The sequence below is a fragment of the Pseudomonas sp. FW507-12TSA genome (assembly GCF_058781435.1).
This window is the reverse complement of record NZ_JBYSWT010000006.1, coordinates 90290-108582: the sequence shown is the minus strand read 5'-3', so window position 1 is coordinate 108582 and position 18293 is coordinate 90290. Positions and strand designations below refer to the sequence as shown.

Here is an 18293-nt window from a genome sequence, read left to right as displayed (position 1 = left end):
CGATGACCGCAGTTGAACCCAGCATTACTGCAGCGCAAACCCCACAGCAAACCAGGAAACGCCTGCGCAAGGTCGCGGCGGCCACCATCTTCGGCTCGATGCTGGAGTGGTACGACTTCTACCTCTACGCCACCATGGCGGCGATCGTCTTCTCGAAGATTTTCTTCGATACCAGCAACCCCAACAGCGCCATGCTGATGTCGTTCTCCACCTTCGCCATCGGCTTCATCGCCCGCCCCTTCGGCGGCGTGCTGTTCGGCTACCTGGGCGACAAGTTCGGGCGCAAGCAGGTGCTGGTGCTGACCTTCTGCCTGATGGGCGTATGCACCGCGCTGATCGGCCTGATTCCCAGCTACGCCTCGATCGGCATCTGGGCGCCGATCATCCTGGTGGCGATCCGGATCATCCAGGGCCTGGGTGCCGGTGCCGAACTGTCCGGCGCGGCGGTCACCTCCTACGAGCACGCCAGCGAAGGCAAGCGCGGCAGCCAGGGCGCCTGGCCGGCACTGGGGCTGAACCTGGGCCTTTTGCTGTCGTCGCTGACCATCTACCTGCTGACCATCAACGGCAACGAATTCCTCTTGGCCGGCGGCTGGCGCATTCCTTTCGTGTGCAGCATCGTGCTGGTGGGCGTCGGCCTGTGGGTGCGCAAGAGCATTCCGGAAACCCCGGAGTTCAAGGAACTGGACCAGCAGAGCCGCAAGGCCCAGGCCTCGCCGCTCAAGGCACTGTTCAAGAACGACCTCAAGGGCCTGGCCGTGGTGTTCTTCGTGGCCATCGGCTACAACGCCCTGAGCTACATCTTCAAGACCTTCTCCCTGGCCTACCTGACCCAGTACAAGCATGTCGATGTGCACGTGACCTCGCTGTCGGTGACCATCGCCAGCCTGGTGGCCATCGTCGCCGTGCCGTTCTTCGGCTGGCTGTGCGACAAGTGGAGCAGCAAGACCGTCCTGGTGCTCGGCGGCCTGTTCTCGGTGCTGTTCGCCTACCCGTTCCTGGCCCTGCTCAACACTGGCGACAGCCTGATGATCTACCTCGCCATCGGGGTCGGCACCGGCATCCTGGCACCGATGATGTTCGCGCCCCAGGGCTCGTTCCTCAGCCGCCAGTTCCCCACCGCGACCCGCTCCTCGGGCTTCGGCACCGGGCGCGAGATCGGCACCGCCATCGCCGGTGGCCTGGCCCCGCTGGGCGGACTGTCGCTGGTGGCCGCCTCGGCCACCCATTCCACCGATGGCGTGGTGATCATCCTCGCCATTGCCGCGGTGCTGGTGGTGGTGTTCGCCCTGTGTGACCAGGGCCGCAAGCACTCGGCCTTCAAGAACTGAGCGATGCAAGGTTGCGGCAGGCTCCAAGCAGCCTGCCGCAGCCTGTTAAGCTGGCGCTGGTTTTTTTTTCGCAGGCCATCCCATGCAAATGCCCAGTACGTTCGGCGTCGATGCCGAAGGCTTGATCAGGCTGCCTCCCGAGCCGCCCCTGCAACCTGGGTTCGGTGCCCTGCTCGATGAGCTGTGCCACCGCCTGGGCCAGCCATCGCTGCACAGCCTCTACCTGTACGGCAGCGTGGCCCGGGGCGAGGCCCGGGTTGGGGTCTCCGACCTGGACCTGACCCTCATCCTGCGACAGCCACCTACCCCGGGCCTGCTCGATGAGCTGGAACAGCTGCGCCTGCAATTACAGGCGCGGCATCCCGAGGTGTCGAAGATCGATTTCGATATCGGCCACCTGGAGCAAGTCCTGGCCAGCGACAATCGCCACAGCTGGGGCTATTGGCTCAAGCATCATTGTCGCTGCCTGCTGGGCGAGGACTTGCGCCAGCGCTTCGCCCCGTTCAAGCCCAGCCGGGAAATAGCCCTGGCGGTGAACGGCGATTTTCTTGCGGTGCTGAACGACTACGCCACGCGCATCGACCACGCGCCAACCCCTGGGCAGACCCTGCGCCTGCAACGCGAGGCCTCGCGCAAGCTCCTTCGCGCGACCAACCTGCTGCGCCCGGAGCAGGAACCGAGCTGGCCCCGCAGCCTGGACGAACATGCCCAGTTGTTTGTGCGGCACTACCCGCAAATGAAGGCGGCCATCGACGAGTTCCGCCAAGCCGCCGAAGCGACAAGTCCCGCCGATGTCGGTTTCAGCAGCCGCTTGCGGCAGATGGCGCAGTGGATGAGCCAGCAAGAAAGTGGCGGACAGGTTCGATGAAGTAAAAGCCCTGCTCTGATAACTGCCTGGAGTCAGACCTGCAGTACCTCGACTCCCTGCTGTCGATAGCCTTCGAGCTCCGCGCTCGCCACTTCCCGCTCTGTCACCAGCCGGTGCAGACGATTGCAGGGCGCCACGACAAAAGGCTCCATGGCCCCGAGCTTGTCGGCGGTGGTCACGGCGATCACTTGCGCGGCGCTGTCGAACATCGCCTGCTTGATCGGCACTTCATCGAAATGCAGGGAGCTGATGCCGATCTCCGGGTGGATCGCGCAGACCCCGGTGAACAGCAGGTCGGCCTTGATCCCCTGGAGCATCCGCAGCGCTTCATGGCCGCTGGCGGCCAAGGTCGCCGGGTTGAGCTGGCCGCCAGCCAGGATCACTTGGACCCTGGGGTATTCGGCCAGGGCCACGGCGATCAGCGGCGAGGCGGTGACCGCAGTCAGGCCGATATCCCGGGGCAGCGAGCGGGCGATGTGCAAAGTGGTGGAGCCGGAGTCGAACAACACCGTCTGCCCCTCCTGCACCCACTGTGCGGCGAACTGCGCCAGGCGCATTTTCACCACGTCGGTCTCGCCTACCCGGGTGAAGTAATCCTTGCCACTGTCCTTGGGCCGGGGCAGCGCGCCACCGTGGACCCGCTGCACCAGGCCAGCGGCATCCAGCTCCGCCAGGTCACGGCGGATGGTGTCCTCGGAAACCGAGAAATGCCGGCTCAGCTCGGCGGCCATGACCTTGCCGTCGCGCTCCAGCAGCAGGAGGATCTTTTGCCGGCGCAGGGACGGCAGTTCAGCGGTGGAATGCAGGTTTTGCATGTTGATGCCCGATTCTGCGTGTTTGTGCGAGATTATCCAGGCAGGAGCAGCGGCACAAGCCTCTGGACCCAGCCCCCCCAAAGGCCCTGCGGGCCTTGGCGCAGCCTCGCCGTGGCTCGACAGCGGCTACACGGCATGCGCTGACGCTTGGTGTGGCCGCTGTCGCAGGCCGCGCTCGGGCGCGCAGCGACTGCAAGATCTGCCGGAACAGGGTCAGACCAGGCGCGGTGCCCGCGAGCGATGCAAGGCCGCTTCGCCCAGGCGCTCGCGCACCAGGGCTTGGGCCTGGCGGGTCAATTGGTCGAGGTGGCGGTCGCGCTTCTTCTCCGCCTCGATCATCGCCTTGCGCCCATGCTGCGCCAGCAGGTAAGTATGGATCTGCCGCACCTCCACCGAGTTGTAGATCGGCGCCACATCCAGCACTGCCAGCAAGCCATCGCTGCCATGCTCGCGGGTGTTCATCAGCACCTGCGGGCCACGGGCGCCCAACAGTTGGAACCCCAGGGCCTCGAAGCACTGGAGCTTGGCCGGGCTGCAGGCCAGCTCGGCATGGGGATAGCGTGCGCGCATCGCCGCCAGCATCTGCCGGGCGATGCCCTGGCGGCGCAGGTCCTGGCGGACCGCCATATAGGCCACGGCGCAAGCCTCTGGGTCGTCCTTGAGCGGCAGGTAGAGCAAGAAGCCCTGCACCTGCTCCGGGTCCAGCGGGTCGCTGGCCACCAGCAACTCCACGGCGAGATCCCGGGAACCGTCCATGGCCTGCAGGTACAGGTGCACCTCGTAGCCGACGCCGTACTGGTAGAGGTTGTACAGCGGATTGCTGGGGGCGATGGCGACCGCGCTGATGTCGGTGATGTAGTCCACCACCATCTGCTGGATCTGGCTCTGGATGGCTTCGGTGGGCGGGGCCTGGAACAGGGTGATGCTGGACATCTGGGCGGTGACTCCGAGGGTTGGGGCATGTCCGCCAGGAGCGGGCGCGCCATGATACCCCTTCACGCAGGCGCAGGGGCGCAGCGCCGCATGGCAAGGCAAGGCAAGGCAAGATTGGGAAGGCTTGGGGGGTGCTGCCCCATTGCGGCGGCGACACGCCACCGCAATCGGACCAGCCAGCCGATGCCAAGGGCATCGGTGATGTCCCGCCCGGCGAACGCGGGCGGGAGCGGGGCTTACAGCGCCATGTCGGCCGCTGGGTTGCTCTCAGGCTTGGCCATGCTGGCCGGCGCTTGAGGAGCCGCACCCTTGACTGGTGGCGGCGTGGTCAGCTGCAGCACTTCGGCGGTGTAGGCCCACTCTTTGGCCACACGCTCAGGGCTGTCGTTCAGGGCAGTGCCGTAGCTCGGTACGATCTGCTTCAGCTTCTCTTGCCAGGCTGGAGTGGCGACCTGGTCCTTGAAGACTTTCTGCAGCACGCTGAGCATGATTGGCGCGGCGGTCGAAGCGCCCGGGGAAGCGCCCAGCAGGCCGGCGATGCTGCCGTCCTGGGAAGCGACGATCTCGGTGCCCAGTTTCAGCACGCCGCCCTTCTCTTCGTCACGCTTGATGATCTGCACGCGCTGGCCGGCCTGCCACAGGCGCCAGTCTTCCTGCTTGGCGTTGGGGAAGTATTCCTTGAGCGCCGCGAAACGGTCGTCATCCGACAGCATCAGCTGGCCGGCCAGGTATTCCACCAGCGGGTACTGCTCGATGCCCACCTTGGTCATCGGCCAGATGTTGTGGGTGGTGGTGCTGGTCAGCAGGTCGAAGTACGAACCTTCCTTGAGGAACTTGGTGGAGAAGGTAGCGAACGGGCCAAACAGGATCACGCGCTTGCCATCCAGCACGCGGGTGTCCAGGTGCGGTACGGACATCGGTGGCGCGCCGACCGAAGCCTTGCCGTAGGCCTTGGCCAGGTGCTGCTCGGCAACGCTGGCGTTGTCGGTCACCAGGAACGAGCCACCCACCGGGAAACCGGCGTATTCGTTGGCCTCGGGGATACCCGACTTCTGCAGCAGGTGCAGGGCACCGCCGCCAGCGCCGATGAACACGAACTTGGCGTCGGTCTCGGTTTTCGAACCGTCCTTGAGGTTCTTGTAGGTCACGCGCCACGAGCCATCTTGGTTGCGCTCGATTTCTTCTACTTCGCTGGACAGCTTCAGGGCGAAGTTGGGCTGGGCCTGCAGGTGGGCGACGAACTGGCGGGTGATCTCGCCGAAGTTGACGTCGGTGCCGATCGGGCTCCAGGTCGCAGCGATCTTCTGCGCCGGGTCACGCCCTTCCATCATCAGTGGAACCCACTTCTTGATCTGCTCGGCGTCTTCGGAGTACTGCATGCCGCTGAACAGCGGGCTGGCTTGCAGGGCCTCGTAACGAGCCTTGAGGAACTTGATGTTGTCATCGCCCCAGACGAAGCTCATGTGCGGCGTGGAGTTGATGAACGAACGCGGGTTCTTCAGGACGCCGCTCTTGACCTGCCACGACCAGAACTGGCGGGAAATCTGGAACGCTTCGTTGATCTCGATGGCCTTGGCGATCTCGATCTTGCCGTCCTTGCCTTCAGGGGTGTAGTTCAGCTCGGCCAGGGCCGAGTGACCGGTACCGGCGTTGTTCCAGCCGTTGGAGCTTTCCTCGGCCACGCCATCCAGGCGCTCGACCATCTCCATGGACCAGTCCGGCTGCAGCTCGTTGAGCCAGACCCCGAGGGTCGAACTCATGATGCCGCCGCCGATCAGCAGCACATCCACTTTTTTTGGCTCGGCCGCATGGGCGGTCGTCAGACCTATCGACATCGCCAGCCCGATGAGGGCCGTGTTCACTTTCTTCAACATTCTGTAGTACCTACGATAGAACGCCATCCGCCGCCCGATCCTCGATCCTGTGAATCCCGGAGGGTGCGAAACAGGCATTTCGCAGGTCCCGGATGAACGCATTCATGAGAACTGGGGGGTGGGCACACAAGGCCGACGAAACGCGCTCGACCTCAGTTGTATATCGCTCCGGTGCTGACTTCTTGTCGTTGTTGGCTCAGCTACATGAGTGACACTTGTTACTCGGGGCTCGTCACGGGACACAGCCGACAGGCAGCCACCCTGCTCCTCTCCATGTTCCGCTGGCGCCGAATCGACGGGCAACGGCGGTACCCGCCTTCGCGGGAACCAGCAGGGAAAAAGGGTCGGATTCCACCAAGGAAGGTGGATGGACACTGCCTGACATTACGCTCGGCAGGTTTGCCAGAGACACCCGCACGCTTGCAAAGGACCCGATCAGGCCATTTGAAGCAAAGCACAGGGGGCATATTTTTGCACAAACGATGAACCGATTCAGCGCAAGAATATCATTACGGCATCAGCCTGTCTTGGCTGCGGCGCCCTTGGCAAGCCCCGAGGCACTACGACATCCGCCGCAATCAATGCGTCACAGGGACGCTGGCGCAAATCCTTTCCCGGCGCCGCCGCAGACCTTGGCCTGTGGCACCACCACGGGCATCATGGCCGACCGCGATACCCGCCAGACCATCGTCAAGGACAAGAAGAACAACCATGCACGCGACTTCCCTGCAAGACACCACCGCGCCCGAGGGCGTCTGCTTCGGCTGCGGCAGCAGCAACCACCACGGCCTGCACATCAAGAGCCACTGGCACGAGGACGGTATCCACGTGATCGCCGAGCACCAGCCGGAGGCCAAGTACTGCGGCTGGCCGGACCTGGTGTACGGCGGCCTGATCGCCATGCTGGTGGACTGCCACTCCAACTGGACCGCCATGGCCTACCACTACCGCAACGAACAGCGGGCCCCGGGCAGCCTGCCGCGCATCGACTGCGTGACCGGCAACCTGGGGATCAAGTTCATCAAGCCGACCCCCATGGGCATGCCCCTGACCCTGCGCGCCCGGGTCGAAGGTGAAGTGGCACGCAAGAGCCGGGTGGTGTGCGAGGTGTATGCCGGCGACGTGCTCACGGCCATCGGCGACTCGCTGTTCGTGCGGGTCGATACCCAGCGGCTGGCCGATGCGGCCCACGGCCGTGAAAGCTGAAATCGTTCCTCCCATGCCGTGCCGATCGGTGAGGGCCACAGCGCCCTCATGCGACGATTGCAGTCCTGTTCGACGCCCTTGTATTATTGAGAACGATTCACACTCACATCTCGGCGGCCAATGGTGCACTCATCTGCGAGCAACAAGCTGGGCTTCTTTTTCAGCGACCATCACCGGTGGTTGCTGCAACACATTCAAAAACGCCTGGGCAACCGTGCCGATGCCGAAGACACCGCCGCGGATACCTTCTGCCAATTGCTCAGCGCCCAGGTCGACCCGGACAGCATCGAACAACCCCGGGCCTACCTGTCCACCATCGCCCGGCGCCTGGTGTTCGACCGGCATCGGCGGCGCCAGCTGGAGCAGGCCTACCTGCAGCGCCTGAGCGCCCTGCCGGAATTGCTCGCGCCCTCCCCCGAAGAGCAATTGCTGCTGATCGAGGCCCTGGTGGCGATCGATCGTGCGCTGGATGGCCTGCCAATGATCGTCAAGACCGCCTTCCTCTACAGCCAGCTCGATGGCCTGAGCTATGTGGCAATCGCCAACAAGCTGCAATTGTCCGAACGCACCGTCAGCCGCTACATGAAACAGGCCTTGCGCCAGTGCTACCTGAGTGAACTGGGCCTGTGAGCCGACAACGCCTGGACCCGGTGGTCGAGCAGGCCATCGACTGGATGGTGCGCCTGCGTGCCGGCGAAGCGGACCCACGCCTGGAACAGGAGCTGGCCGCCTGGCTGGCCAGTGATCCTGCCCACGCCCAAGCCTGGCAGCAACTGCAAGCCAAGCTGGGGACGTCGTTCAATACCTTGCGTACCCTCGACCAGCGCCTGCCAGGGCAAGCGGGCGAAGCACGACAATTGCTGCTCAGCCCCCATGCCTCGCGCCGGCAACTGCTGCGCGGGGTGGCCGGGCTCGGCCTGCTGGGTGGCGGCCTGTGGCTGGGTGCCCGGACGCAAGTTGGCGAAACCCTGCTGGCGGACTTCAGTACCGGCCGGGGCCAGCGCCGGGATTTCATCCTGCCCGATGGCAGCCGCCTGAGCCTGGATGCCGAAAGCTCCGTGGACCTGAGCTTCGACCACCAGCAACGGCTGGTGCTCCTGCGTCACGGGCAACTGCTGATCCAGGTGGCCAGCGACTCCCGGCGCCCCCTGCGGGTGCAAACCCTCCAGGGCCAGGTCCAGGCCCTGGGCACGCGCTTCCTGGTGAGCCAGGAAGCCGATGCCAGCCGGGTTGTAGTGCTAGAACACTCAGTGCGCCTGCGCCTGCCCACCGGCCCGGTACAGGACCTGCCACAGGGCCAGGCCGCGCTGCTGCATCCTGGGCGGATCGAACTGCTGGCGCTGGACCAGGCATACCGTGGCGACTGGCTCAACGGCCGCTTGAGCGTGCTGGATGACTCCCTGGAGCAGGTCATTGCCGCGCTGCGTCCCTATTGCCGGGGCTTTATCCGAGTCAACCCGGCAATCAGCCAGCTGCGCGTCCAGGGGGTATTTCCCCTGGACGATCCGGAACGCGCCCTCGATGCGCTGGCCCAGACCCTGCCCATCCGCATCGAGCGCTACGGCCCTTGGCTCACGTTGATCCAGCCACGAAGTTGAGAGCGGATATTTTTTAAAAATAACTCTCATTCGTGTCTGGTTTTCATTTTTCGTCCCACCTATCTCCTGACACTTCAACGCAATCAGGAGAATTTCGTGCGCAACCCTTGGTTCCATGCCTTTCCCGTCGCCATCGCCGTGACTGCCCTGAGCGGCCCGGTCCTGGCCCAGGAGCAGTCCCGTCCCTTCAACCTGCCAGCCGGGCCGCTGACGGTGACGCTCAATGCCATTGCCGGCCAGAGCGGTGTCGTGCTGTCCCTGGACCCAGGCCTGGTCTCGGGCAAGCAGGCGCCAGCAGTGAACGGCACGATGACACCGACCCAGGCCATGCGCGCCGCCTTGGTCGATAGCGGCTTGCAACTGCGGCTCACCGCCAGCGGCCACTTCAGCGTCGAACCGCTCCCCGCCGCTAGCGCCGGGGTACAACTGGGCATGACCGACATCGTCGAGAGCGGGTTCGACAGCGCCACCACCGAAGGCTCCAACTCCTACGCTGCACGCGCCGTGACCATCGGCAAGGGCCAGCACAGCCTGCGAGAAATCCCGCAATCGGTCACGGTCATGACCCGCAAGCAACTGGATGACCAGGGCTTGACCGACCTCAAGGCCGCCGCCAACCAGACCACCGGCCTGGTGGGTGTGCAAGGGGTGGGCAAAGGCATGATCCTGTCGTCGCGGGGCTTCCAGATCGACGATTGGCAATACGATGGCGTACCGATCCCCCGCAACACCTACTCGCTGGGCAACTGGGCGACCCAGGACCTGATTTTCTTCGACCGCCTGGAAGTGTTGCGCGGCGCTTCCGGCCTGCTGCAGGGCACCGGCAGCCCGGGGGGCGCGATCAACCTGGTGCGCAAGCGCGGCCAGGACGCCCCGACCGTGACCCTGACCGGCAAGGCCGGATCCTGGGACCACTATGGCCTGCAACTGGATGCCGGCGGCCCGCTGAATGATGCCGGCACGCTACGCGGACGTGTGGTGCTGGACGAAGACCAGAGTGATTCTTTCATCGACAAGCAGTGGAGCAAGACCCACTCGCTCTATGGCGCCCTGGATTTCGACTTCAGCGACGACACCACCCTGGGCCTGGCCGTGAGCCGCTCGGAAGCCGAATCGCGGCCGATGATCCGCGGCCTGCCACGACACGCCGATGGCAGCCCGGTCGACGTGCCCCGCTCGACCTACAGCGGTGCCCGCTGGAACCACTCGCAGATCAACGTCACCACCCTGTACGCCGACCTGGAGCATCGCTTCAACCAGGACTGGACGTTCAAGGTCGGCGCCGTGCGCATGAGCGAAGACAACGACTCGACCCAGCAGCGCACCCAGACCATCGCCGACGGCCTCGATGCCGACGGCAGCGGCGTGCAGTACGCCGACTGGGTCACTGATTTCGATAACACCAAGATCGGCCTGGACATGAACCTCACGGGACGCTTCGAGGGCTTGTCCATGGAGCAGGAAGTGACCCTGGGCGGCAACTACTCGAAGATGGCCAGCGACGACGTGTTTGCCCGCACCTTCAACAATGGCGGCAACATCTTCGCCATCGAGCATGACCGGCCGCCCATCAGCTACGACAGCCTGCTCAATACTCCCGGTGGCCGTGCCACCCACAGCCGCTACGACATCCGCCAGAAAGGCCTGTATGGCAGTTGGCGGATCAAGCCGGTGCAGGACTTGACCCTGGTGCTGGGCTCGCGTGTGAGCTGGTACGACTATCGCTACGATGCCAGCGATTACCAAGCCATCACGCGCAAGGCCACGGTGCAGTCGCCGAGCACCATGACCAACAACGGCGAAGTCACGCCCTATGCCGGTTTCATCTATGACTTGAGCCGCCAGTGGTCGCTCTACGCCAGCTACACCGATGTGTTCGAACCCCAGAGCTCACGCACCGCCAGCGGCTCGGTGCTGCAACCGGTGATCGGCACCAACTATGAAGTGGGACTCAAGGGCGAATTGCTCGATGGCCGGGTCAACACGTCCCTGGCGCTGTTCCGCTACGACCAGAAAAACCGCGCCGTCCAGGACAAGGCCTCGGGTTTTGCCTGTGATGGCTGGTACTGCTCCACCGCCTCCGGCCAGGTGCGCAGCCAGGGCCTGGAAGCCGAAGTCAGTGGCGAAGTGCTGGATCGCCTGCAACTGTCCGCGGGCTACACCTACAACACCACCAAGATCCTCAAGGACCCACAGGAACAGGGGCGGACCTTCAGCACCTGGACCCCGAAACACATGCTGCGGGTGTGGGGCGACTATCGCCTGGACGGCGGGTGGAGCAAGGTCAGCACCGGCCTGGGCTTCACCAGCCAGAGCCATACCCTGGGTTACGAGCGAAGCTACAAGGTACCGGGCTACACCGTCTGGAACGCGCGTATCGCCTACCAGGTCAACGACCAGGTCAGCCTGGCGCTCAATGCCTACAACCTGTTCGACAAGCACTACTACATCTCCGGCTACAACCAACTGGGTGGCAACAACAGCTTTGGCGACCCGCGCAACTTCATGCTCAGCGTGAAATACACGCCGCAGTTCTAAAGCGCGCCAACGCAGTGCCCGAAGCGCATTCGGGCGCTGCGCGCCAGGCGCGGCTTTTGTATGATCGCGCTCCCGTTCCCCCCATAAAGGACGCTGTACTTGACCATGGACATCCAGAGCATCCAGGACCGACTGGCCAAACCGGCGCTGAAGTTCACCGCCGGCGGTTTTCGCCCCAGCCATAGCGATGAAGAGAGTTGGCTGGGCCGAGTCTTCCTGTTTCGCGAAGACGAAGAGCTGCCACGCAACAGCGCGGGGGAAATCCTGCTGCCCTTCGCCCAGTTCCACCTGCCCTCCCTGCCCTTTCGCAGCCCGCATTTGCAAGGAGTCAAGGTACTCACGGTGTTCATCGCCAACCCCTTTCCTGATGAGCTCGAACCCATGGGCGAGCGTTGGCTGGTACGCGAATACCGTGACGAGGACGTATTGGTGCGCAAGGAGCTGACGGCCAAGAAGGCCTTTCTCAAGCCCTTCCCGCTCAAGGCCGAGGTGGTGCCCGCCGACTACCCGCTGTGGGACGGTGGCGGCGTGCCCCGGGACCTGGAGCTGGAAATCCTCGAACTGGAACGTTCCGGCCGCATCGAGTGCTACTACGACCTGACCACCCACTGCTACGAACACAAGCTGGGGGGCTACCCATCGTTCTGCCAGTCGGGGATCGACCCGGGCGAAGGCTTCGAGTTCGTGATGCAGATCTCCTCCGACGCCAAGATCAATCTCAACGTGGTGGACAGTGGCAGCCTGATGTTCTGGAAGCATCGGGACAGCGGCGAATGGGCGCTGTACTACGACTTCTACTGAGGCACTCCGGCTGACGCCGATTTCATCCGCCAACGGGTGAAAAGCCCTGGCGGCGAGTGCATCATGGGCGCGTCCGATTCCAGGGAGACCTTCATGTCCATGCGCTCATTGCTGTTGCCCGTCGCCACCCTGTCCCTGGCCCTGCTGGACCCGGCCGGAGCCATGGCCGATGACCAGGCGCAGCTGATCGAGTCGATCAACGCCTACCGCAGCCAGCCGCAACGCTGCGCCAACCAGGCCTCGTCCGAACTACCGCCGCTGGCCAGCGACCCGCGCCTGATCCTGCCGGTGGACAACGTCGGCGACCTGCAGCAAGCCCTGGCACGGGCGGCGTACCCCATGGTCAACGTCCAGGCCATCAGCCTCTCCGGCCCGCGCGATGCCCAGGCGGCGATGCAGGCGATCCGCGAGAGTTTCTGCCAGGTGGTGCTGGACCCGCAGTTCGTCGATATCGCGGTCAATCGCCAGGCCGCCCAGTGGCGCATCGTCCTCGCCCGCCCATTGCTCTCGGCGCGCCTGGGCGACTGGCAGGCCGAGGGCCAGCAATTGCTGGCGCAGATCAACAACGCCCGCAGCCAGGCACGGCAATGCGGTGGCCAGGGTTTTGCCGCCACCGCGCCCCTGGCCTGGAACGCCACCCTGGGCAGCACCGCCCAGGAACACAGCCGGGCCATGGCCAACCAGAACTATTTCGACCACAAGGACCACGATGGCCGCACCCCCGGCGACCGTGCGGAGCTGGCAGGTTATGCCGGCCAGCAAGTGGGCGAGAACATCGCCGCCGGCCAGGACAGCGTGCGCAAGGTGCTGGACGGCTGGCTGGCCAGCCCCGGGCACTGCGCCAACCTGATGAACCCCGGCTACCAGGAACTGGGCGCGGCCTACGCGGTGGACCCGAAAAGCGATGCCGGCATCTACTGGACCGCGATGTTCGGCGCGCCTTGAGCGTGCATGCCCCCTGAACGAAAACGCCCCGACAAGTCGGGGCGTTTGCATTGCAGCCAGGATAACGTCACTGATTGACCGCCATCTGCCCGGCATCCTCCTGGGTCACCAGGGCCTTGAGCGAGACGTCGAATTGTTTCAGGGCATCGAGTTGCAAATCGGTCTGCTGGTTGATCTGGGCAGCGATTTCCGGGGCCGCCTTGCCCCGTACCCAGACTGAAGGCAAGTCCTTGGCCCGAACCCCTTCGGCCTGGCCGATGTACTGCAGGTTGGAGTCGTAGAACTTGGCGATGAAGCGCGCCTCCACTCGATTGTTGCGCTTGGTCACCAGCTGGTTGTAGGTGTCGAGCATCACCACCACGTCGGGATGGGCCTGGACCACGGCATCGAGGTTGTCATAGACGGTCACCGCAGCGAAATGCTTGTTCAGCGACGCCATCAGCCAGTTGATCGCCAATTTCGGATCGGAGCTGTCGACGAAGGCCTGGCTGATACGAGGATCGAAACCGGCGTTCTTCGCGCCGTTGAGCGCCACCGAATGGTAGTGCTCGAGGTATTCGAGGGTATTGAGGGTGTTTTCGCTGTACAACACGCCGACCGACCGGGCCCGCTGCAGGTTGGCGCCGCTGTCGGCCATGGGCAGGAAATGGCAGGCCATGTCATCGCCAGCCAGAGCCATCGCTGGAGTACCGGTTCCCGAGAGCAAGACGACGACAAGGGCCAACAAAGTCGAGATTCTCATCGGGTATTTCCTTCTGCAGCAAAAACGGTGTAAGCGCTATCTTCCTCCTTTGCAGGAAAAACGGAACCTCCACTTTTTGATGATAACTATCGATCACGGCAATGATGTAGAGCGGCAAAACCGCCCGTTGGCTAGAATCGCCCGCTGCCGTTCATCTTGAGCAGCGCACAAGCCAGCAAGCGGAGCCTTCATGGACCCATCCCCCCTGCAAACCCTGCGCGACACCATCAGACAGCAGCCGATCAGCCCGGCCCCGGCGCCCTGGGTACTGGTCACCCGGCGCGCCGCCGGCAGCCTGCTGGAAGTCGGCTTCGATCGTGATCGGGAACTGCTGCTGGTGACTTCCAGTGCCGGGCGCAGTGTCATCGACTGCGAAACTGGCGAGAAGATCGCCCGGGACTATACCGAGGAGGTCGAAAGCGATCGCTACCTCGAGGCCGAGGGCATCGGCCCCCTGGCGGGTCGGCGCATCGCCATGTCCGGAATCAATGGCGGCAGCCTGCCCCTGGGCAGCGACGATGGCTGGGCGGTGCACAATGTGCCCCTGGCGTGGCCCGAACAACACTTGTTGCTGGTCGAGCCGGGCTCCTGGCTCTACGGCGCCCAGCACAACCGCCCGGCGACCTTCCACAAGCTGGCCATCGAGCATGAGTGCCGGGCCTTTGGCTTTTCCTACAGCGGCCGGAGTCTGGTGATCGCCTCGTCCTGTGACCTGGTGGTCTACCACCGACCGCTCTAGCCGGCCCTTGCGACGCGTGTCGCAGAGGAGTTGCCGGCGGTTTTTCCTGTAGAATCCAGCCTTCTTTCCCCGACGAGTCCAAGCCATGGATGCCCACTCGATCCTCACCTACACCCTGGTCGCCGCCATTGCCATCGCCAGTCCCGGCCCGGCCACCCTGGTAGCGCTGCACAACAGCGTGACCTACGGCGCCAAGTCCACCCTGTGGTCATCCCTGGGCAATATCAGTGGCCTGTTCTGCATGTCCGCGGCGGCCATGCTGGGCCTGGGGGCGCTGATCGCCAGTTCCGAATGGGTATTCAACGCCGTGAAGATCCTCGGCGCCGGTTACCTGTTCTACCTGGGTGCCAAGCAGTTGTTGAGCAAGAGCCCGTTGCTCAGCGCCAGCAGCCCGGATGACCAGGGCGTCAGCGCCCCGCCGCGGTTCAAACTGTTCAAGTCGGCGTTCCTGACCGCCGCCACCAACCCCAAGGCGACCATTTTCTTCACCGCGCTGTTCCCGCAATTCATCGACCAGCATGCCGCCCTGCTGCCGCAATTCTTCATCCTGACCCTGATCTTCATGGCGCTGTCGCTGACCTCGCTGAGCATCTACGCCCTGCTGGCCTCCCGGGCCAAAGGCGTGCTGACCCGCCCGGCGCTGTCCAAATGGGTCAACCGGGTCGTGGGCTCCACGTTCATCTTCTTCGGCAGCACCATCCTGGCCATGCGCCGGCAAGGGGTGTAGCCAGCGCGCGGACGACAGGCCAGCCCCTTCAACCCTGCTTTTTGCGCAGGGCCTTGAGGCGGGCGCTGGCCCGTTGCACGGCGGCCATCTTCTCTGGGCGCTTCATGCGTTTCCACTTGCGGATATCGTCCTTGGTGCGCCCGCAGCTCACGCACAAGTCGCCGCTGAGCTGGCACAGGGCAATACAGGGGTTGTCGATTTCCTTGGCCATCTCAGCCCCGCCCCGGTCGCAGGCGCGCCAGGCGCCGGGTCCAATCACCACCACTGATCCGCTGGCACTGTTCTTCGCTGTCGAAGAACACATGGCCTGCCACCGGCTCCAGGGTGACGCCGGCATCCGCCAGCGCCTGGGCCGTGAGCTCGATCATCCACGGCCCCTCCCCTGCCGCCAGGGCTCGCTCCTTGTCGGCCTGGGCAGCGAACACCCAAACCACCAGCAGGCTGGCGGGAAACACCGCGTAGTCCACTTCGTGGGTCAACCAGGAAAAACCTTCGAGGCGGATCTTGGCCGCTTCGCAGGCTTCGGTGAGGGTAGTGGCCAGCAAGCGCTCCATGGCGGCTTGCTGGCGTTTGGTCAGTGGCATGGCGCAGTCTTGGATCCGTGGCGAAAAAGGCCGCACACAATACCGCAAGTCACCAGGCCAGGACGCGGTTTGCGCAAGTCAGATCTTGCTGCCCAAGGCGGTGGATAGCTGCGGATCATGGCCGTAGATGTCCGGTGCGTACAGCAACTGCCCATGGCTGTCGGCCTGCACCGTCCAGTAGGTGAGCAGGATCGGTACCGGCTTGGCCAGGCGGAACTCGTGGGTCAAGCCGGTGGCCAGCAAATCGTTGGTGCGCAAGCGCTCCGCCGGGCTGAGCAGCCAGTCGCGCAGCTGCAACGCCTGCTCCACCCGCACGCAGCCCGAGCTGAAGGCCCGCGGCCCCTTGCTGAACAACGCCTGGCTCGGCGTGTCGTGCAGGTATACCGAGAACGGGTTGGGAAAACGGATGGCGATGCGCCCCAGGGGATTACGCGGCCCGGCGCCCTGGCGCAGGAGGATGTTGCCCGGACGATCCCAGTCGATGTCCTCGGCGGCCAGGGGTTGGCCGTTGGCGTCCAGTACCTGCAGGTTCTGGCGATTGAGGAAACCCTGGTCACGGCGGATCTGCGGCAGCTTGTCTTCCTTGAGAATGGTCGGCGGCACGGTCCAGGTCGGGTTCAGGGTCAGGCGCGTGACCTGGGACTTGAGCAACGGAGTCTGGCGCTCGGCGCGACCGACCTGGGTGCGGGTCTGCCAGACCAGCGCATCGTGCTGGTAGAAACTCAACTGCGCCGCAGCGACGTTGACCAACACGATGTTCGGCTCGAAGTCCCGGGCCAGCCAACGCAGGCGTTCGAGGTTGATGCGCAACTGCTCGCGACGCAGGGCCGGGCTGACATTCATCTCCTTCAGGGTGCCAGCCCCCACCACGCCGTCGGACTGCAACGAGTGGCTGAGCTGGAAACTCTTCACCGCGCTCACCAGATCGTCGCTGTAGATGTTATCGGCATTGACCTTGGGGCTGGCCAGGAAACCGCCGTGGTACAGGCGCAGGGCCAGGTCCGGAACGCGCTTGTCCTCCATGTGCGGGCGCAACAGCGGGCCGCCGGCCACGTCCTGCCAATGGGGCAAGGGCTGTTGCCGCTCATGGGCATAGGCCCGGCGCAGGTTGCGGTACTGCTCGAGGTTGGGCCGTGCCCGCTCGAATACCGCACCGAGGTCATCCAGCCCCGGTCCGGCAATGGCCAGCAACACGCCCTGGCGATCGTCCGGCAACGGCCGGGCCCGCCACAATGGTTCGAAGCGGGTCTGCGACAGGCGCCCGTAATGCAGGTCCTGCAGGGCTTGCAGGTACTGGTGGCTGATATCGATGTCGCGGCACAGGCCATCGCCCCCCGCGCCCGCCGCGCTCGCCGGCGGCAGGCGATAGTGCCCAGGGTCCAGGCCGTCATCGACCAAGCCCGCCAGTTGCGCCTGCAGTTGTTCCAGGCGGGCCCCGGTCGACCACACCGGTTGCTCGCCTTGCTCGCGATAGAACGCCTGCAACAGTTGTTGCGTCGGCAGGTCCAGGCGCGGGGCCAGTGCCGGGCAGGCCAGCACAGGCTGGGCCAGCGCCCCCGGCAGGGGGCTCGCCGGCACCTGGGGCAAGTCCTCGGCCAGCGCGACCAATGGCGCAGCGAGCAGCCACAAGCTCAAGTAACATGCGTGTTTTTTGAACAACTGCTTTACTCCAATCCATTGCCCTCAGGCTGAGGGCCAAGCGTTACGGCAGATGCAGAGAACAATCAGGCCTGGGAATTAAACATATAGACCAGACTGCCGGGGAGACAGGACGTCAGGAGCCAAAGTGACCATGGGGATGTTTTAGACATGTTGACCTTCTTGTGCCGATTCTGCCTGGCGGCCCTTGCCCTGGGCGCCATTTGCAGTCCTTCCTTCGCTTCCAGCAAACCTCGCCCCACCACCAGCCCGACGCTGTACGCCAGCCTCGCCCACGCCGCCCCGGACCTCAACCCCCAGGCCCTTAAAAGCGCCCTGAGCGCCATGCAGTGCGCGGTCAGCAGCGGCGCCCGGCAAGCCCGGCACCTGGCGGTGATCGACTACTCCCAGCCCTCCACCGCCCGGCGCCTGTGGATCTTCGACCTGCGCAGCAAGAAGCTGGTGCTGCGCGACCTGGTGGCCCACGGGCAAAAATCCGGGGAAAACTTCGCCACGCAATTCTCCAACCGCCTGGGCAGCTACCAGTCCAGCCTCGGCCTGTTCCGCACCCAGGAAAGCTACGAAGGCAGCCATGGCTACTCGCTGCGCATGGATGGCCTGGAACCGGGCTTCAACGACCGAGCCCGTGACCGCGACATCGTGATCCATGCCGCCGACTACGTGAATCCCTTGTGGAGCCAGCGCCAGGGCCGCATCGGCCGCAGCCAGGGCTGCCCGGCCGTGCGTCCGCAGGTGGCGCGCCAGGTCATAGACAAGCTCAAGGACGGCCAGTTCATGTTCTCCTGGTATCCCGACCAGCGCTGGCTCAAATCCTCGGCCTACCTCAACTGCCAGCCGCGCCAGGTGGCGAGCATCCTCGGCGCCAACGGCGGCTGAACCCGCCGGCACTTGCACGAAGCAACGAGGGCGAGCTACCGTCGCGGTCCGTCCTCT

At 64.5% G+C, this 18293-nt stretch carries 18 protein-coding genes; 11 read left to right on the top strand and 7 right to left on the bottom strand.

What is annotated here, in order from left to right; all coding sequences use genetic code 11:
- Window positions 1–2: 2 nt before the first annotated feature.
- Window positions 3–1331: an MFS transporter gene (locus tag AC3WK8_RS08005; RefSeq protein WP_103323892.1), complete on the top strand. Its 1329-nt coding sequence runs from the start codon at window positions 3–5 to the stop codon at window positions 1329–1331.
- An 82-nt stretch (window positions 1332–1413) separates the two neighbouring features.
- Window positions 1414–2199, top strand: coding sequence for a nucleotidyltransferase family protein (locus tag AC3WK8_RS08000; RefSeq protein ID WP_103323893.1), 786 nt, complete (start codon window positions 1414–1416; stop codon window positions 2197–2199).
- Between the two features lie 32 nt (window positions 2200–2231).
- Here AC3WK8_RS08000 and AC3WK8_RS07995 read toward each other — a convergent pair whose 3' ends face one another.
- From AC3WK8_RS07995 to mqo, 3 genes are all read right to left on the bottom strand, one after another.
- The gene (locus tag AC3WK8_RS07995) at window positions 2232–3014 is read right to left on the bottom strand and encodes a DeoR/GlpR family DNA-binding transcription regulator (RefSeq protein ID WP_103323894.1); all 783 of its coding nucleotides are present in this window, start codon (window positions 3012–3014) and stop codon (window positions 2232–2234) included.
- Between the two features lie 213 nt (window positions 3015–3227).
- Window positions 3228–3947 (bottom strand): GNAT family N-acetyltransferase, encoded by a 720-nt coding sequence (locus tag AC3WK8_RS07990; RefSeq protein ID WP_103323895.1) that lies wholly within the window; start codon window positions 3945–3947, stop codon window positions 3228–3230.
- Window positions 3948–4183: 236 nt separating this feature from the next.
- Window positions 4184–5821 carry a malate dehydrogenase (quinone) gene (gene mqo, locus AC3WK8_RS07985; RefSeq protein ID WP_022643772.1) on the bottom strand — a complete coding sequence of 546 codons (1638 nt, stop codon included), beginning with the start codon at window positions 5819–5821 and terminating at the stop codon, window positions 4184–4186.
- A 711-nt stretch (window positions 5822–6532) separates the two neighbouring features.
- Here mqo and AC3WK8_RS07980 point away from each other — a divergent pair.
- From AC3WK8_RS07980 to AC3WK8_RS07955, 6 genes are all read left to right on the top strand, one after another.
- Window positions 6533–7027, top strand: coding sequence for a PaaI family thioesterase (locus AC3WK8_RS07980; protein WP_103323896.1), 495 nt, complete (start codon window positions 6533–6535; stop codon window positions 7025–7027).
- 120 nt (window positions 7028–7147) lie between these two features.
- Entirely contained in the window at window positions 7148–7657 is a 510-nt protein-coding gene (locus AC3WK8_RS07975) for a sigma-70 family RNA polymerase sigma factor (RefSeq protein WP_219738283.1), read from the top strand.
- Window positions 7654–8625, top strand: a complete 972-nt coding sequence (locus tag AC3WK8_RS07970) for a FecR family protein (RefSeq protein WP_103323897.1) — start codon at window positions 7654–7656, stop codon at window positions 8623–8625. The genes AC3WK8_RS07975 and AC3WK8_RS07970 overlap by 4 nt, the downstream gene beginning before the upstream one ends.
- 96 nt (window positions 8626–8721) lie before the next feature.
- Window positions 8722–11163 (top strand): TonB-dependent siderophore receptor, encoded by a 2442-nt coding sequence (locus AC3WK8_RS07965; protein ID WP_103323898.1) that lies wholly within the window; start codon window positions 8722–8724, stop codon window positions 11161–11163.
- 105 nt (window positions 11164–11268) lie between these two features.
- Entirely contained in the window at window positions 11269–11964 is a 696-nt protein-coding gene (locus AC3WK8_RS07960; RefSeq protein ID WP_103323899.1) for a DUF1963 domain-containing protein, read from the top strand.
- 93 nt (window positions 11965–12057) lie between these two features.
- The gene (locus tag AC3WK8_RS07955; protein ID WP_085596581.1) at window positions 12058–12909 is read left to right on the top strand and encodes a CAP domain-containing protein; all 852 of its coding nucleotides are present in this window, start codon (window positions 12058–12060) and stop codon (window positions 12907–12909) included.
- Between the two features lie 67 nt (window positions 12910–12976).
- Here the strand turns inward: AC3WK8_RS07955 and AC3WK8_RS07950 are convergent, their stop codons facing one another.
- A complete protein-coding gene (locus AC3WK8_RS07950; RefSeq protein ID WP_103323900.1) occupies window positions 12977–13651 on the bottom strand; it encodes an ATPase in 675 nt (224 codons plus the stop codon).
- 190 nt (window positions 13652–13841) lie between these two features.
- Between AC3WK8_RS07950 and AC3WK8_RS07945 the strand changes: the two genes are divergently transcribed.
- Both AC3WK8_RS07945 and AC3WK8_RS07940 read left to right on the top strand, forming a co-directional pair.
- Entirely contained in the window at window positions 13842–14390 is a 549-nt protein-coding gene (locus AC3WK8_RS07945; protein WP_103323901.1) for a hypothetical protein, read from the top strand.
- Window positions 14391–14475: 85 nt separating this feature from the next.
- Window positions 14476–15117: a LysE family translocator gene (locus AC3WK8_RS07940; protein ID WP_103323902.1), complete on the top strand. Its 642-nt coding sequence runs from the start codon at window positions 14476–14478 to the stop codon at window positions 15115–15117.
- A gap of 28 nt (window positions 15118–15145) precedes the next feature.
- Here the strand turns inward: AC3WK8_RS07940 and AC3WK8_RS07935 are convergent, their stop codons facing one another.
- The 3 genes from AC3WK8_RS07935 to AC3WK8_RS07925 all read right to left on the bottom strand — a co-directional run bounded on the left by AC3WK8_RS07935 (window position 15146) and on the right by AC3WK8_RS07925 (window position 17360).
- The gene (locus AC3WK8_RS07935) at window positions 15146–15328 is read right to left on the bottom strand and encodes a DUF1289 domain-containing protein (RefSeq protein ID WP_022643765.1); all 183 of its coding nucleotides are present in this window, start codon (window positions 15326–15328) and stop codon (window positions 15146–15148) included.
- A gap of 1 nt (window position 15329) precedes the next feature.
- On the bottom strand, window positions 15330–15701 hold the full coding sequence (locus tag AC3WK8_RS07930) for a hypothetical protein (RefSeq protein WP_103323903.1): 372 nt from the start codon (window positions 15699–15701) through the stop codon (window positions 15330–15332).
- Window positions 15702–15779: 78 nt separating this feature from the next.
- Window positions 15780–17360: a L,D-transpeptidase family protein gene (locus AC3WK8_RS07925; RefSeq protein WP_103323904.1), complete on the bottom strand. Its 1581-nt coding sequence runs from the start codon at window positions 17358–17360 to the stop codon at window positions 15780–15782.
- A 150-nt stretch (window positions 17361–17510) separates the two neighbouring features.
- Here AC3WK8_RS07925 and AC3WK8_RS07920 point away from each other — a divergent pair, with 150 nt between their 5' ends.
- Window positions 17511–18236 (top strand): murein L,D-transpeptidase catalytic domain family protein, encoded by a 726-nt coding sequence (locus AC3WK8_RS07920; RefSeq protein WP_022643762.1) that lies wholly within the window; start codon window positions 17511–17513, stop codon window positions 18234–18236.
- The last annotated feature ends 57 nt before the right edge of the window (window positions 18237–18293 follow it).